Origin of the sequence: Ruminococcus sp. RTP21358st1_G6_RTP21358_211008 (genome assembly GCF_040908885.1) — a bacterium.
Taxonomy (GTDB): domain Bacteria; phylum Bacillota; class Clostridia; order Lachnospirales; family Lachnospiraceae; genus Blautia_A; species Blautia_A faecis.
Window position 1 is genome coordinate 1 of sequence record NZ_JBDGDM010000014.1, and the last position, 16,540, is coordinate 16,540.

The following is a 16,540-nucleotide window of genomic DNA, read 5'->3' on the forward strand; positions in this document are numbered from 1 at the left end:
TTGCACCATCGATCTTCGCTGCCTCATAAACAGAATATTCGATGTTCTGAAGTCCTGCCAGATAGAATACCATATTGTATCCGGTCCATCTCCAGATCAGGGCGATGATAATAACAATCTTCGCACTGGTGGAGTTTCCAAGGAAATTATATCCTGTGGAGAGAATTCCCAGTTTCATCAGAACACTGTTGACCAGACCGTCTGTTGCAAACATGGAACGGAAGATCAAGGAATAGGAAACCAGGGAAGTTGCACATGGAAGAAATACACATGTACGGAAAAAGCCTTTGAACTTCAGGTCTTTGTTGTTCAGAAGCTGTGCAAGCAGAATCGCAAGAATCAGCATGATCGGAACCTGAATGATCAGATACAGGAATGTGTTGCCAATGGACTGCTGGAACACTTTATCTGCAAGGATACGTTTGTAGTTACTGAAGATTGGATCTGCAAAACGCATATTTGCGCCGGCACCTGTCTGCAGGGAAATGATAAATGCCCGAATCATTGGATAAAAGCTCATGATGGCGATCATGATAGAAGCTGGTGCCAGGAATATCCATCCGGCAGCTTTCTGCTTCGTAGCCAGTGTCATACCTTTTTTCTTGGAATTCACAGGAACTCCTCCTTTCAAGCCTATATATACTGCAACTTTTCCATCTAACAGCTGTACCAGTGAGCAAAATATTTTTATGTAACTTCCTTTTGCTCAGCCGTACAACTGTTAGATAGGCGCCTGTATGGAGTAACAGGCATTTTCTTTGAACAGAAAACGGAGGACTACTTAGCAGTCCCCCGCCTCCTAATAATTAATTCCTATTTAATTTCAATTACTTGTCCCGGAAAGGATTACTCAGTCATCTTGAATGCCAGTGTATCCTGTGCTTCCTGAAGAGCGTCTTCCTTAGCTGTTCCGTTTACGATATTAACAACAGCTGTGTTTACGCACTCTCTTGCCTCATAGTGATATGGAGTCTTTGTGAACTCCGGAATATGAGAAGAGTACTCTACGATTGTTGAGAAAATCGGCTGTCCGCCAAAGAACTCGTTTGGCTCGTTGTAAACATCAGACTCACCAGCTGGCAGATAGCAGGAAATAGCACCTGTCTCAGAAAGGATTGCATCATAGAAGTCTGTGCTGGAGCCAAATGTGCTTGCAAGGAAGTCCTCAGCAAGCTCTACATTCTTGCAGTTAGAGGTAATATACCAGGAAGATCCACCGTTGTTTGCATAGTTTGTAGCTGTGTCAACACCGTCAACCTTAGGCATTGTGGTGATTCCCCATAAGCCTTTCTGATCTTCTGTGGACATCAGAGTAGCTGTGATCCAGTTACCATTTACAATACCAGCAGCCTCACCGCTTGTGATGGTTGCAATGTACTCATCCCAGTTGTTTACAAGTTTCACAACGTCGTTCTGAACCAGCTCTGTGTAAAGGTCGATACATTTCTCAGCTGTCTCATTGCCAACGATATAAGCTTCGCCGTCTTCGTTAACGAAGTTCGCACCACAGGACTGGATCATCATCATAAGGGTATCGCCGCCTGTTGCTTCGCTTGTAAGAAGGTATTTGCCGGTCTTCTCGTGAATATCTTTACCAATCTCTTCGAATTTGGACCATGTGATATCTGTAAGGTCATCCAGTGTATATCCTGCTTCTTCAAGGATATCGGTACGGTAGCAGGCGATAACAGCACCGTTATCAAACGGAACACCGTAATGTGTATCATCTACCATAGAATAGGACTGTTTCAGAGCTCCGAAATCATCCCAGTTAACATTCATATCTTTCAGGTCTGTGAAAGCATCTGGATAAGCTTTCAGGAATTTCTGATAGCTGTTATCCTGCATGAGAACGATATCCGGAAGTGTGCTGTAGTCACCAGCGTTAGCTGCTGTAGTAAGCTTGGTCTGGCAGTCATCAGAAGATGTCTCGATGATATCTACTGAAAAGCCTTCATGATCAGCTGCATACTGATCAGCTGCGATCTGCATGGACTTGATATTGAAGTTCTGGTCCCATGCCCATACGGTTAATGTGTTGTCGTTGTCCTCTGCAGATACAACTGTTGCTCCTGCTGCCATGGAAGCTACCATTGCACCTGTAAGTAATACGGTAAGTACTTTTTTCTTCATAGAAATATCCTCCCTTAAAATTGTTTCTCTGTATTTCTTATGAATGTATTATACCATCCGCATATAGGGTGATGTATGCAATACCGCCCATATAATGTGCATTTTCGACCATTATGCTTGTTTTTTTCTTTTTCATGTTTCGTTCATTTTTTCAATTTTTTCGTCATGCTTACGAAGTATATGGTTTTTTTTCACTAAAGCACACATATTTCATTTGTTTTTCTGTACTTTTTCACAAACTTTATATGTATATTTTGTGAACTATTCACATTCTTTTCTTTTGTTTCTATGCAAAAAAGACTTTCTGTGGATACCTGGTTTTCAGGGTATGGAGCATCTCTTCTGTAAGATCCAGAAGTAATTTGATCTTACGTCCGTCTTCCTTAATGATCATTGTGTAATAGGGAGTATCTTCTTCATAGGAAGTATAATCATACTTCTTTAAGTGCTCTGTTCCACCGTTCTTTTTGTACTTTGCCACTGAGCTATGCCAGTGAGGGGCTACCACCTCCAGCTGCCGGAGATCCAGCTCATGGGCTGTCTTACGGTACTTGTTTCCATAAATCACATCTATGGTAAGCTGTTCATTTTCCATTATGTATTCATAATCCCGCTGGCAAAAGGTCCCGTAAATAAAATAAAGACCTGCCAGGCAAAAACCAGCCAGCATAAAGGCCTGAGATATGGTAATTCCCATAACAACAAACACTACGGCAAAAAATACCATGGTCTTTTTTAATACTCCGGAAAGCCTCTTTTTCTTTCTGGTCACCTGTTCTACTATTTTGTAATCGTACATTCTACCATCCCTCCTCTGAATGAATATCAAATTTCAAGAGCTGCTGCTCGTAATTTTCCGGGCGTTTCCGCCACTCTGCCGGCGACATTCCCATCAGCTGGCGGAAGTTCCGGTTAAATGTGGAATTTGTTGTAAAGCCACATTTGTAGGCAATATCTGCGATAGACTCATCCGTCTTTTTCAGAATCTCACAGGCTGTCTGAATTCTTACCTTGTTAATATATTCCAGAGGACTCATATGCATATAGGAGGTAAACACCCTGCGAAAATGAGTCTCACTGATATGACAGGCTTTTGCCAGATCACCAATTCGGATATCCTCCATATAACATTGGGAAATATAGTCAATAGACCTGGAAATCATATTGGTGATTTTTCCTTTTTCCTCAATATTTTCTTCCTCAGAGGAACGGTTCATTCTTGCCACTTCCGCAAGTAATGCCAATAATACTCCTTTGGCCTCTTCCAGATAAAACTCATCACTGGCGCGCATAATTTCCAGTATCTTGATTATTTTGTTTGAAAGGCTTTTATATTCTGATTCTTTCAGGCAAAGTGCTTTTGAATAAATACGCTGGATCATTTTTTCTGCCCTGAGGGGCGTTCCTGCAGCCACCTGCAAAAAACCTTCCGCATCAATAAACAAATATTCCCATTTGCTGATATTTCCCACATCGCTGGTGGTCGTATGGGGAAAGTTCGGTGGAATAATGGTAAATTCCCGCCCTGCAAAGCGTACAGGCTCTTCTCCTAACACCAGCTCTCCTTCGCCACTGTAGCAGAAACCGATCTCCAGATAGTTATGAAAGTGAAGGTAATCCACATCCCTTCCATAATTCTGCACCCACTTTTCACCAAGAAGTGCCAGAATGGGGATTCCATCCTGCATCTGGTAATAGCGGAATTCCATTTTCATTTTTCGTTTTTTCGCCATGTAGTCTCCTATAACAAAATTAAAAATATAGTTTTTTTTATCATACCACACTTTCCTTGTAAAAAGGAAATTTTTCTGTTATTCTCTTTTTAGATAAACGCAAAAAGGAGGATACTTATGTCACAAACCCAGATTTTATTATATAATTTTAAAGATGAGGATCGTCTTCACCAGATCCGTAGATATTTGAACCGACACAGAATCTCTGTCCGCATGGTACAGCAACCAGAGTACCTGGAAAGTCTCGGATTTCTCTTCGAGATTCCTGGGTTTTCTAAGAATCCGGTATTTAATCTTGGAAAAAATTTTCAGGAAGAAATGATGGTGCTGAAGGATTTTTCCAGTGAGCAGCTGGATGAATTTCTGGCTTTCTTTAAGGAAAATGGCCTGCTGCCAGTGAACTTAAAAGCTATGCTTACACCGGTTACGGTTCACTGGGATTCTTTGAAGCTGCATGATGAGCTTATGAAAGAACATACGGAGATGTATTCACACAAATAAGCCAAATCAAGATCTGCTTCCTTGTCTGGATGAAGGCGCCGCAGCGGGCTACGGCAACCGAATTCGGGCAAAATGTACCGCAAAGTGTGCGTGCAGATTGCGGGAATAATTTTTCAGACACACTTTAGAGCGTATCTGAAAATCCAGGACGCGAAAAGGCCCTGCACTCGGCAGGGCCTTTTCTTTATTAACATCTAATCTTAAACGGTCTGATTAGTACAGTTTAGCCATCTCTTCGATGTTGTCTGGGTTGAACTCAAGTGGAGCACCAAGAACTACTTCTGTACCACCGTCATCAGCTGCTGTGATTGTGTAGTCGCCAAGGTCACCAGCTGTGAAGGTTTCATCAACAGCACCTGTGATTTCATCATTGATCAGAGCGATTGTTGTCAGAGCGGAAAGTTTTCCAAGGCCCTGCATATCCCACAGATAGAAGTATGGGCAGGAATGCTCATCATCAGCACCTGTGTACTCAAGCATCTCAGATGGAAGTCCAAGACCTGTCAGTTTGCAAGCAGATCCATTGTCCTGAAGGTATTTAGCAGCTGCAGCGATACCAACTGTTGTAGGTGCGCAGATAACTTTCAGATCCGGATATTTCTCAAGAAGAGCTGCTGTCTGGTCTGTGGATTTCTGTGGCTCGTCATCGCCGTATGCAACTTCTACAAGCTCAAGCTTGGAATATTTGTCATCCTCTTCCATGATCTTCTTCATAGCGTCGATCCATGCGTTCTGGTTTGCAGCCTGAGAAGTAGCGGAAAGAATTGCGAACTGTCCCTCTCCACCTGCGATATCAAGGCAAGCATCAAGAAGAGCCTGTCCTACAGCAACAGTACCAGCCTGGTTGATGAAGATCTGACGGCTGTCTGGGTTTGTAGCGGAGTCGAAGCAGGAAATTTTGATTCCCTCATCCATAGCTTCCTGTAATTTAGCCTGAAGAGCGTTTACGTCGTTTGCGGAGATACAGATTGCGTCATAGTCCTGGGAAATCAGGTTGTCAAGAACTTTGATCTGAGCATCTGCTGTAGCTGCCTCTGGGTAAACAGTATCAACAGTAGCACCCTCTGCTTCAGCTGTCTCTACGAAAGATTTTGCAGCGATTTCGAAGAATGCGTTACCAGCGGATTTACCAACCAGTGCGATTTTCTTTCCGTCAGCGGAACCTGCCATAGCCGGAACTGCGGATCCAAGGATCATTGCACCACAAAGAAGTGCGCTTACGATTTTTTTGTTCATGTTTTTTTCCTCCCATGGAATAATATAGTTTTTGTATTTGTAACTGCCCTGCCTTCTGCAAGGCAGTTTACAAGCTTTATAAGGTTACATATGAGTTAGTTAAGGATTTTTTATTTCGCTGTTTTTGCTTTTTTCTGAACTTCTTTAATAATGTTTGGAAGTGCAACTGCACCGATCAGAAGCACACCGATGATCAGCAAGATAACCTGCGGATGAATGTTTCTCTGTCCAAGACCAACACGAAGGCAGACGATGATAAATGCGGAAATCAGACCGCCGGCGATATTACCTTTACCACCTGTGGAGGAGATTCCTCCGAATACTGCCATTGCGATGGCATCCATCTCAAATCCGTTACCGGTTGTGGTATTTGCACCGAATGAGGAAGACATCAGAAACAGTGCACACAGTCCGGAGATGGTTCCCATCAGGGTGTAGATCACGAAACGGATCTTCTGTACATGGATTCCGGAGTAATAAGCTGCAAGACGGTTGGTACCGATTGCATATACTCTGCGTCCGAAGGTACATTTTCCAAGGATAACAGCTGCGATGATTCCAAGGATCAGAACCAAGAAAAGAATGTAAGGAACACGTCCTACTTTTCCGCCAAGTGCTGCAAAGCCTTCTGTGTTTGTTACGGAAATACTTCCGCCGCTTCCAAGAACGATTTCTGCAATACCTCTGAAAATAATCTGGGTTGCAAGTGTTACGATCATTGGAGGTAGTTCTTCAAATCTGGTAAGAACAAATGCGTTTACAGCGCCGCAAAGGGATCCAACCAGAAGTGTGGCAAGGATTACCACGATAAACGGGGCTCCTGTGTTTGCCACGATACAAGCCATTGTTGCGGAGAGACACACGATAGATCCAACGGAAATATCGATCTCGCCAAGTACCAGAATGTATGCCATCGGCAGCATCAAGAAGATTTCTGCCAGGTAAACAGGCATCTGACGGAGCAGACTCTTCAGATTATAGAACTCAGAAAAGTTTGCACAGAAAATATTTACTGCAATAAACAGGAGTACCAGAATGCCTTCCCAGCTGAAGATCATCTGTTTCACAGGGCTTTTCGGCACGTTGTTAATACTTCTTCCAGATTTTCCAGCCATGATTACATCTCCCTTCCCTTTAATGCATTTTTGTCAGCTGTACGCTGTAAAACAATGTTTACAACAACGACTACAAGAATGATAACACCCTTGATGGTATTCAGCCACAGCTGATCGAAGAATGGAATCAGCGGAAGTGCCTTTGCAATAGTTGCAAGGATCAGGGATCCAAGAAGAGCACCAAGTACTGTACCACGTCCACCACTCATGCTTACACCACCGATAACGCAGGCTGCGATAACATCCATCTCACCGCCCTGCTGCATATCAGGCATTGCAGAAGCGTAAATGGAAACCTGAAGAGCTCCGCCAAGACCTGCAAGAAGACCCATAATGGTATAAACAAGAAGTTTAATATTTTTTACATTGATACCGGAAACCTCAGCTGCACTTGGGTTACTTCCTACTGCATAGATTCTTCTTCCGATGGTAGTCCATTTCATAAATACGAAGAAGATCACATAGCAAAGGATGATCACCCAGATTACAAGGCTCATTCCCAGGAATTTTGTTGTTGCAAAATCTTTAAATTTGCCAAGGGCTGCTGCACTTGCCCACTCACCGTTGTGGGAAACAAGATATCCCATAGCACGGTAAATGTACATGAAGCCCATTGTTGCGATGATCGGAGGAACATCTGCTCTGGAGATCACAAGACCTACCAGGAAACCACATGCGATTCCGATTGCCAGTGCGATCACAAATGCCAGGAAAGTACTGGAAATGTGCTCGTATTTCAGAAGCATACCGATTGACATACCAGTCAGTGCCAGAGTAGACATGATGGAAATATCAATTCCGCCTACCAGCATAACACACAGCATACCAAGTGACATTACCATTGTTACCGCATTGTTTTTCAGCATATCCGTCAGAGACTTGAATGTAAGGAATGACGGGCTGATGATTGTGATTACTACGAAAAGCAGAACCAGGATCACTGCAAGCAGTGCTTCACGGGAACCTGTCAGCTTTTTCATGAAAGATTTCTTTTCCATTATTTAGCTGCCCCCTTTCCTGTTGTACCTTTCTCCATAGCCAGCTCAAGGATCATCTCCTGGGTTGCCTCTCCTCTTCCAAGCTCTCCTGTCTTACGTCCGTTGCACATTACAACGATTCTGTCAGACATTCCAAGGATTTCCGGCATTTCTGAGGAAATCAGGATAATTGCATAACCTTTCTTTGCAAGATCACCCATAATCGCATAAATCTCAGCTTTGGCACCAACGTCAACACCTTTTGTAGGCTCATCCATGATGACCACCTTCATCTCCTGGCTAAGCGCCTTGGCAACTACAACCTTCTGCTGGTTACCACCTGACAGAGAGCTTGCAGGCTGGAAAATATCAACGGCTTTGGTATCAACCTCTTCCAGAAGTCTCTTGGAAAGATCTCTTTCTGTCTTCTCGTCATTGAAGCCTTTTTTTGCATATTTGCTGATAGTTGGAAGTGTTACATTTCTTCCAAGTCCCCAGCTCATGATCAGACCTTCCTTCTGACGATCCTCCGGAAGAAGGATAATTCCTTCCTTCATTGCGTCAGACGGCTGTTTGATATGTACTTCTTTTCCTTCCAGATAAACCTTTCCTTCATCTGGAGTTGTGATTCCACAGACGCTCTCTACAACCTCTGTACGACCTGCACCAACCAGACCTGTAAGACCTACGATCTCGCCAGCGTGTACATTGAAGGAAACATCTTTGAAATATCCGGTGCGGGATAAGTGCTCGATACGAAGCATTTCATCACCGATCTTAACCTCCGGTTTCGGGAACAGATCCTTGATCTCACGGCCAACCATGGCTTTGATCAGGTCTGCATTGGTGATTCCATCTACATCGTAGGTACCAATGTACTGAGAGTCACGGAATACGGTAACTCTGCTTGCCAAACGGTACATATCCTCAAAACGATGGGAAATGAAGATAATAGAAACTCCTTTTTCCTTTAACTGATCTACGATTCTGTAAAGTTCCTCGGATTCTCTCTTTGTAAGAGAAGCGGTAGGCTCATCCAGGATCACGATCTTTGCATTTGTAGACAATGCCTTTGCGATCTCAACCATCTGCTGCTGGGCCACACTTAAGGTTCCCATTTCTGCTGTGGAATCGAAATCTGCATTCAGCTGCTTCAGAAGCTTATTTGCCTCCTCATTCATAGCTTTCCACTGGATTATGTGATTCTTCTTGATCTCATGTCCCATAAAAATATTTTCAGCTACTGTTAAATGTGGATAGGATGTGGGGTGCTGATAAACAGCTGCAATTCCTGCTTCCTGTGCATCCTTCGGACCTTTGAAATCCACTTTTTCTCCAAACAGGTACATTTCGCCTTCTTCTGCTTTATGTACACCGGTAATTACTTTAATGAAGGTAGATTTACCTGCACCGTTTTCGCCCATCAGTGCGTGAACTTCGCCAGGCTTTAACTGGAACTGTACATTGTTCAGTGCTTTAACGCCGGGGAAAATTTTCGTAATGCCTTTTAATTCAAGAACATATTCAGACACGGCTTTTTCTCCTCCCTTTCTTGATCTGTTATTATTCTACCACCTGTGCACTTTGTTTGAAAATGGGAAAATATTTTGAAACAGGGTAAAATATTTTCCACTTAATGGGTAAAATTTTCCACTGATCTTAAAAATATTCCACAAAGCAAGGTACTTTTAGTCTCGTATTTTGGATATAATTGTGGTATGATGGGTGTGGCATTTTTTATTAATACGTTTTTATAACCTTACAGATAACTGTTCATTTCTTTCGCAGTTACTGTCATTTCACTAATCAGGAGCTCCGGTGATTTCCGGAGGGATATAACGGAGATTCATTATGAAATTACTGATCGTAGACGATGAAGAGCTCACCCGTACCGGTGTGATTTCTTCCATTGACTGGCAATCCATCGGAATCCAGGAAGTGCTTCAGGCAGATGATGGAATAAACGGAATTGAAATGGCCAGGGTACACAGACCGGACATTGTACTATGCGATGTGCGTATGCCCCGTCTGGATGGAATCGCAATGCTGGAACAGCTGGAAGAAATTCTTCCTGATATTGTTCCTGTTTTTATGAGCGGATATTCGGATAAGGAATATCTAAAGGCTGCCATCAAGCTAAAAGCCGTCAATTATATAGAGAAACCTCTGAACCCAGTGGAAATCCGGGATGCCATTATGGAAGCCCGTGATCTTTGCCTGGAGAAAAAACGCACCCGGCAAAATGCGTCCATCCATTCCATGGAAAGCGCTTCCCGCCTGGCACTTCTTCTCACCCAGCCTTTCGCACATGCGAAGGAAAGTATTGATCAGCTCATAGCGGAGCTGTCTCTGTCTATCAGCAATACCACTCCTTTTACTGCAATTGTGCTTAAAACCGATACAGAGGAGGAGCTTCCTCTTTCAGAGGCAAACGCCATGTTTCTGTCAGTCCGGGAATTTTTAAAAACCTTCCATATAGATTGTATTTTTGCAGAAAAGCGTGTGCAGTATATGGTTTACTTTTTGTTTGGTTCCACTCCCGGAGCTGCCGTTCGAAAAAGTATTGAAGAATTTTTCTGTAATCTGTATTCCCGCTGCACCAGATTCTGCATCGCAGCCGGAGACACTGTTACAGGTATTTCCAGAGCTTATCAGTCCTATACTTCTGCTGTTATTTCCCTGCAGAGCAGCTTCTTTTTCCCCACAGGTACCTTTCTGTCTCCTTTTTATCAGGCACCTGTTTCCGAAACAGCCGCAGAGCTTTCTGCCAGTCCGGAGAATGAATTTCTCACTCTTCTCACTGAAAAAAATAAGGAAAAAGCAAAAGCTTTCCTTGATAATCTGTTTCTGTATTATAACCAGAATCAGAATATTCTGCCTAATCAGGCCAAGGATCTCTATTACAAATTATTCCGTGCTTTGGACAATGCTGCGCGTCAGCTGAAGCTAACCTTATCAGATACCCAGGAAAATTTAATAGACACATTGGAAAAGATTTTTTCCTATAATGAGATGCACCAGAAGCTGGTGAAAAAGACAGAGATTTTTTTCCAGACAGCAGTCAGCACAGAAGAAGAAAATTCTACTATTTTTCTGATCAAGGATTACATAGGGCAGAAATATATGAACGAGACCTTATCTGTGAAAGATATCAGTGATCATGTATTTTTATCAACCTCTTATGTATGTACCTTCTTCAAAAATGAGACCGGTCAGACTTTAAATCAGTACCTCACAGAATACAGAATGGAAAAGGCCAAGCAGCTGCTGTCTGACCCCAGGTATAAAATTACAGATATTTCCTCGCGGGTGGGATACAGTGACGGGAATTATTTCGGTAAAAGTTTTAAGAAGTATACAGGTTTTTCTCCTTCTGAATATCGAGAGAAAATGAGTTAGTTTTCTGCAACACATAAAAAATTTTATATATTTCAAAACACCTATATATTTTTGAGGAGTGTGAAATAATTTGCATAAGCTTAAGCAATGGTACCAGGATCTGAACCTGCAGTCCAAGTTTACCCTGGTACTTCTTTTGATCGTGTCAATTCCTGCGATCGCCATTATCTTCTTTTTTTATGGAAGAGCCTACGACATGGTAGTTTCCTATACGATCCGCCAGGAACAGGACCGGTCTGCAGAAACGGCGCCGTTGATAGAAGAATCCATTCAGAAAGTCCTGGATGTAAGTGAAGAAATTTCTTCCCTTGATTTTTACCAGACACTTTTTAAAAATGCCATAACCGACTCCTTCACGGATCTGGCAGTTTCCCCGGATGCGGCATCTTTTTCCCAAAAGGTAGATCAGCTGATCACTGGTACACCTGTTACCAATGTCAAAATTTATATGGAGGTACCAAAAGACTCTCCTTCAGACATAAATGCACTTTTAAATAAAGAAGACCTGAAAGATACTTTTCTATCTCTTGATCAGGTCCGTGGAACCTACTGGTATGGTATTTTCCGCGGAAGCCGCGTTTCCCAGCTTTTTTGTCCCTCCTTCTATCTTGGTACAAAGGAACAAAAGGCATATGGAGATCAGGCATATATCACCCATGCTTCTGTGATCTATAACAACGGAACTTATGATGCTTACATGGCGGTCTATTATTCCGGTCATGATTTTCAGCAAATCCTGTCTGAGAATCTTACTCTGGACGGCAGTGTATCTTATATTATGAATGAGCGTAACAACCTGGTTTCTGCTTCCAGTGATTCTCTCGCCGGAATTTACTGGCTGGATTACGACAAGATCATGGAGTCCTACATGTCCTCCAACAGTTTCGTGGAGCAGGATATTCTAGGGAAAACCGTTTACGTTGGTTTCTACCGGATCAAACAGCCAGGCTGGTTTATGGTGACGGTACTTCCCTCCCAGCCCCTGATCAATCAGAGTAATATCCTGGTTTTGCAGTTTTTATCCATTTATATTGCGGTACTGGTGCTTGCCTTTTTGCTTGCAAGTACCTTGTCCAAATCCATTACAGGGCGAATTTCCTCCGTTATCAGTCAGATGAGAACAGTCCGTCACGGTCCTCCGGTCCCTATGGACAGCCCAAGTGCGCACGATGAAATTGGTGACCTTATTGATACATACAACTATATGACACGCAAAATGAACCAGCTTATGGAAAAACAGGCCCAGGCTGCTGAGGATCTGCGAATTGCCGAGTTTAATTCCCTGCAGGCTCAGATCAATCCCCATTTTCTTTATAATACCATGGATATGATCAACTGGATGGCCCAGCAGGGACGTACCTCTGAGGTCTGTAACGCAGTGCAAAGTCTTTCCAGATTCTACAAGCTGACACTTAGTCGCAAAAAGGGAATCAGTACTATCGCCAAGGAAGAAGAACATGTTTCCATCTATGTTCACCTGCAGAATATGCGCTATCATGACAGCATTTTCTTCATTTCCGATATTCCGGATGAACTGATGGAATACCAGATTCCAAAGCTGACCCTGCAGCCTGTTATAGAAAATTCCATACTTCACGGCATTCTGGAAAAAACTTCCAAGTCTGGAACTATTGTACTTACCGGATGGATGGAGGATGGGGATATTGTACTTCTGATTTCTGATGACGGAGTTGGAATCGCGCCGGATAAACTGCCCGTGATTCTTTCCGGGGAAGGAACCAGTATTTCAGGTGGAACTAATATTGCGATCTATAATACTCACAGACGGCTTCAAGTGCTTTATGGCGCAGATTATGGATTGACTTATTCCAGCGATGTAGGAAAAGGAACTGAAGTGCAAATCCGAATTCCGGCAAAGAAGGATGTAGAAAACAAATAGCAGTTTAATCTTATCATCTACAGCAAAAGAGAGAGTCTGACGACTCTCTCTTTTACTGAATATGAATATGTGTACAAACCATATAGATGGTCTTATTCTTGCTATTATTTGCACAGCTTTGAAAATTATCTTGTTACAATATCAACCGGTACATTGAAGATCTTTGCAACCTTCAGGATGGTATCAATATGTCTGCCTGTTGCAGCTGCCATATGATGTGTCGGGCCAGCTTCACTCCAGCGGTTTACAAACTCTCTTGCACCACATGTAAAACGAGTTCTCATGTTCGTATCGCCAAAGGAAAGGATTGGTCCTTCCTCATTGATTCCCTCAGCAACAACGAATTTGAATCGTCCGTCTCCATCCTGTGTGATTGCAAGATAGGTAACCGGACCTGTGTATGGATAGAACTGTGTCAGATATCCGCCGCCTGTTTTGCCATGGAACACTGGTACGATCTTCATGGTAGGTTTCTTATCAGAAATATCGGCATCACCACTTCCGGAATGACCGATAATGCAGATGTCATCATTGAAGTCAATGGAATACATCTCGGAAAGCTGGCCTGTGCCGGAAATTGTCTTCAGAATACTCATTGCCATGGCAACCTTCATATCACCCTCAACAGCACATGCAGTACCCTGTTTGATCAGCATAGAGAATGCCGGAATCAGCATACTGTCAAGGACACCAGCCTTGCCCTGTGCAAATCCGTCATAATGGGAAGCGATCATTCCAAGATGCTCGTCCTTTACCCATTTCTCAAATGCTACAACATATTTTGCCATATCCCATACTTTCTCAATTGTTCCGCCGCCCTCAATATCAAAGGTGTCCAGAATATCCTGAGCTTTTGCACGAATTGCATCCTCATCTGTGATATCATCCGCAATTGCCCACATTTTTTCCCAGTCAAACTGTTTGGTATAAAGGAACATTCTGTTGTACAGGTTGGTCTCATCAATGTAAAGGTCCATCATACCTGGGTAAGGTCTTCCAATCTGGGCAATATTTGTGTCACGGAATCTTCTTCTTACCTGAGCTGCTTTACACCAGTCTTCAATCTCAGCCTGAACGCCTGGATCTCCGCCTTCTACAACACCAGTGATAACAGCATGTCTCTTTCCAGCTCTCTCAAGGTCAGCAACAGCTTCTCCAACAGCACCGCAGGCATATCCTTCGCCGAGCCATGTAGCAATGTCTGTGTGATCGTAATCCAGAGCTTTCAGCTTCTGAACATTTACCAGAACAACCGGAACATTCAGGTCACGGATTGCAGGAAGCATGTTGTAAGATGTAGCGTAGGTTAACATCTGAAGGAAAACGAGATCAACGTCTGCTGCACGGAATTTATCCCCAGCAGCCATAGACTGTTCTTTTGTTGTTACCATTCCTCCATCGATGATTTCTACGGTATCCGGAATTGTTTTCTTAAATGCCTCGTACTGAGCCTCAAACTCTGGTACCAGTGAAGGGAACTGAGGCAGATATGCGCCTAAAGCAATAGAAAATACACCAACTTTTGCTTTTGTGTTTACTAACATAGTAGTACCTCCTGTTTAATTTGATATATTATGCATCTGTGATTCAGGCTGCGAACATAACGCTTATTGCTCATAGGTTCAGAAACAATCTGTTTGCCCATATGCCACAGCTCATAACCACAATTGCCATTATACAAATGATCGTATATCCCGGCTGTTTTAACTTCTCATTAAGCCTGATATACCTTAATTCCAAAGGACTCATGAATGGTAGTACGAGCCTCTTCGATTGATTTAAACTCTTCTGCTTTTAACATCTGAGCTGTAATATTACCGATTGCAGTTGCCTCTCCAGGACCTGCATGAACCTCTTTGCCTGTTGCTCTCGCAGTCAGCTCATTAAGATAGCCTGCATTGGAACCGCCGCCAACTACATGGATACGACTGAAGGTTCTTCCTGTCATCTCTTCCAGTTCCTTTGCTGTCTTTGCATAGCACTCAGCAAGACTGGTATAAATAACAGTAGCAATTTCTCCTAAAGTTTCCGGAACCTTCTGTCCGGTTCTTCTGCAGTAATCTTTAACCTCTTCGATCATGCTTTCCGGAGAAAGGAAGCACTCATCATTTGCATCTACTCTGGATGGGAAATCTTTCGCTTCCTCTGCCATCTGACAGATTTCTGCAAATCCATATTTATCATCATATTCATGACGAACAGACTGGATCATCCAAAGTCCCATGATATTCTTCAGATAACGGAATCTTCCTGCATAGCCGCCCTCATTTGTAAAGTTCATCTCGCAACTCTTCTTGGAGCAGTCAGCTTTTTCTCTTTCAATTCCCATCAATGACCATGTTCCTGAGCTGATATAAATAAAATCGTCGTCGTTTGCAGGAACTGCAAGAACTGCGGATCCGGTATCATGTGTAGCCGGTGCTACAACTTCCACATCAAACCCAACTTCTGCTTTTACCTCTTCTGTAAAGTGTCCAACACTGGTACCAGGCATGATCAGCTTCTGGAACATTTTTCTTGGATATCCAAGTTTATCAATCAGTTCGTAATCCCAGTCCTTTGTTTCTGCATTTACCAGCTGACCTGTTGTTGCCTCTGTATACTCACAGGTTTTCTTGCCTGTAAGAAGATAATGGAAATAATCCGGTACATGAAGCATAGTTTCAGCCTGTTCCAGATATTCCGGATGTTTTGTCTTCACAGCCATCAGCTGATATACCGTGTTGAAAATTGCTTTCTGAATACCGGTACGTGCATAAAGATCCTCAAGAGAAATCGTCTTATATACTTCCTCATCCATACCTTCATTTCTGTGATCACGATATCCCACCGTATTTCCAAGAACCTTGTCGTCCTTATCCATCAGTACAAAGTCAACGCCCCAGGTATCAACGCCCATGCTTACCGGAATCTTGCCGATCTCTTTACATTTCTTAAGACCATTCTTAATTTCCTGGAAAAGTCTGTCAAACTCCCAGCAAAGCTCGCCGTCTTTCTTTACCATTCCATTCTCAAAACGATGAACTTCCTCAAGCTCCATTTTTCCATTCTCAAGATGTCCAAGGATCAGACGTCCGCTGGAAGCACCGATATCTACTGCTAAATAATACTTTGTCATTTTATGAAACCTCCTCAATTGTAAAATTACGCTGTATGTATCAAGGTTCCTGTCTTATTGTCACACACAAATGTCGCATCAAACATTTTCCATAAACAATAACGTTACTGTTCACTCCGTTCACAGTAACGCGCTTCGCGATGCACAGAAATCATGCATTCGCATGATTTCGCACCGCAATTCTCGGGTTTTCTGTGAACTTTGTTCACAAAAAACGCCTCGCGGAACGTTACCAGTGAACAGTAACACAATAACGTACCAATCCTGATATTCCTCATACAGCGGCTTTTCTAATTGATGATATCATAGTACTATAATATTCATCAATAAATAAGAACCTTGTTTGTCTAAAAAAGTGTCCTTATTTGCAAACAGAATGTTCTGTCCACTATATTCACAAAAATCCTCTCACATAAAGTATCTGGAAG

General features: G+C 42.8%; 14 protein-coding genes. 3 read left to right on the plus strand and 11 right to left on the minus strand.

The genetic code is table 11. The annotated features are described in order from the left end of the window. The 4 genes from AB5Z12_RS07500 to AB5Z12_RS07515 form a co-directional block, all read right to left on the minus strand. The coding region (locus AB5Z12_RS07500) for a carbohydrate ABC transporter permease (RefSeq protein WP_368368595.1) at nt 1–613 on the minus strand (613 nt) is incomplete at its 3' end. Nucleotides 614–846: 233 nt separating this feature from the next. After that, entirely contained in the window at nt 847–2,133 is a 1,287-nt protein-coding gene (locus AB5Z12_RS07505) for an ABC transporter substrate-binding protein (protein ID WP_148461198.1), read from the minus strand. A gap of 286 nt (nt 2,134–2,419) precedes the next feature. Next, the gene (locus AB5Z12_RS07510; RefSeq protein ID WP_173717084.1) at nt 2,420–2,932 is read right to left on the minus strand and encodes a hypothetical protein; all 513 of its coding nucleotides are present in this window, start codon (nt 2,930–2,932) and stop codon (nt 2,420–2,422) included. A gap of 1 nt (nt 2,933) precedes the next feature. Beyond that, nucleotides 2,934–3,866, minus strand: coding sequence for an AraC family transcriptional regulator (locus AB5Z12_RS07515; protein ID WP_173717085.1), 933 nt, complete (start codon nt 3,864–3,866; stop codon nt 2,934–2,936). 117 nt (nt 3,867–3,983) lie between these two features. Here AB5Z12_RS07515 and AB5Z12_RS07520 point away from each other — a divergent pair, with 117 nt between their 5' ends. Next, nucleotides 3,984–4,367, plus strand: coding sequence for a DUF3783 domain-containing protein (locus AB5Z12_RS07520; protein WP_118577739.1), 384 nt, complete (start codon nt 3,984–3,986; stop codon nt 4,365–4,367). Here the strand turns inward: AB5Z12_RS07520 and AB5Z12_RS07525 are convergent. The 5 genes from AB5Z12_RS07525 to AB5Z12_RS07545 form a co-directional block, all read right to left on the minus strand. Further along, on the minus strand, nt 4,330–4,488 hold the full coding sequence (locus AB5Z12_RS07525) for a DUF6783 domain-containing protein (RefSeq protein ID WP_368356779.1): 159 nt from the start codon (nt 4,486–4,488) through the stop codon (nt 4,330–4,332). The two genes, AB5Z12_RS07520 and AB5Z12_RS07525, sit on opposite strands and share 38 nt — an antisense overlap. 92 nt (nt 4,489–4,580) lie before the next feature. After that, nucleotides 4,581–5,603 carry a substrate-binding domain-containing protein gene (locus AB5Z12_RS07530; RefSeq protein ID WP_368356778.1) on the minus strand — a complete coding sequence of 341 codons (1,023 nt, stop codon included), beginning with the start codon at nt 5,601–5,603 and terminating at the stop codon, nt 4,581–4,583. A gap of 110 nt (nt 5,604–5,713) precedes the next feature. Then, on the minus strand, nt 5,714–6,718 hold the full coding sequence (locus tag AB5Z12_RS07535) for an ABC transporter permease (protein WP_226836507.1): 1,005 nt from the start codon (nt 6,716–6,718) through the stop codon (nt 5,714–5,716). Between the two features lie 2 nt (nt 6,719–6,720). After that, complete coding sequence (locus tag AB5Z12_RS07540; protein ID WP_148461193.1) at nt 6,721–7,716, minus strand: ABC transporter permease; 996 nt, start codon at nt 7,714–7,716, stop codon at nt 6,721–6,723. Beyond that, nucleotides 7,716–9,227: a sugar ABC transporter ATP-binding protein gene (locus AB5Z12_RS07545; RefSeq protein WP_368356777.1), complete on the minus strand. Its 1,512-nt coding sequence runs from the start codon at nt 9,225–9,227 to the stop codon at nt 7,716–7,718. Before AB5Z12_RS07545 ends, AB5Z12_RS07540 begins: the two co-directional genes overlap by 1 nt. A 319-nt stretch (nt 9,228–9,546) precedes the next feature. Between AB5Z12_RS07545 and AB5Z12_RS07550 the strand changes: the two genes are divergently transcribed. Both AB5Z12_RS07550 and AB5Z12_RS07555 read left to right on the plus strand, forming a co-directional pair. Continuing rightward, nucleotides 9,547–11,094, plus strand: coding sequence for a response regulator (locus AB5Z12_RS07550; RefSeq protein WP_173717937.1), 1,548 nt, complete (start codon nt 9,547–9,549; stop codon nt 11,092–11,094). Between the two features lie 70 nt (nt 11,095–11,164). Then, the gene (locus AB5Z12_RS07555; protein ID WP_368356776.1) at nt 11,165–12,994 is read left to right on the plus strand and encodes a sensor histidine kinase; all 1,830 of its coding nucleotides are present in this window, start codon (nt 11,165–11,167) and stop codon (nt 12,992–12,994) included. Nucleotides 12,995–13,119: 125 nt separating this feature from the next. Here AB5Z12_RS07555 and AB5Z12_RS07560 read toward each other — a convergent pair whose 3' ends face one another. Continuing rightward, complete coding sequence (locus AB5Z12_RS07560; RefSeq protein ID WP_148461189.1) at nt 13,120–14,538, minus strand: arabinose isomerase; 1,419 nt, start codon at nt 14,536–14,538, stop codon at nt 13,120–13,122. A 170-nt stretch (nt 14,539–14,708) separates the two neighbouring features. Beyond that, nucleotides 14,709–16,112, minus strand: coding sequence for a rhamnulokinase (gene rhaB, locus AB5Z12_RS07565; RefSeq protein WP_118577746.1), 1,404 nt, complete (start codon nt 16,110–16,112; stop codon nt 14,709–14,711). Nucleotides 16,113–16,540: the final 428 nt, after the last annotated feature.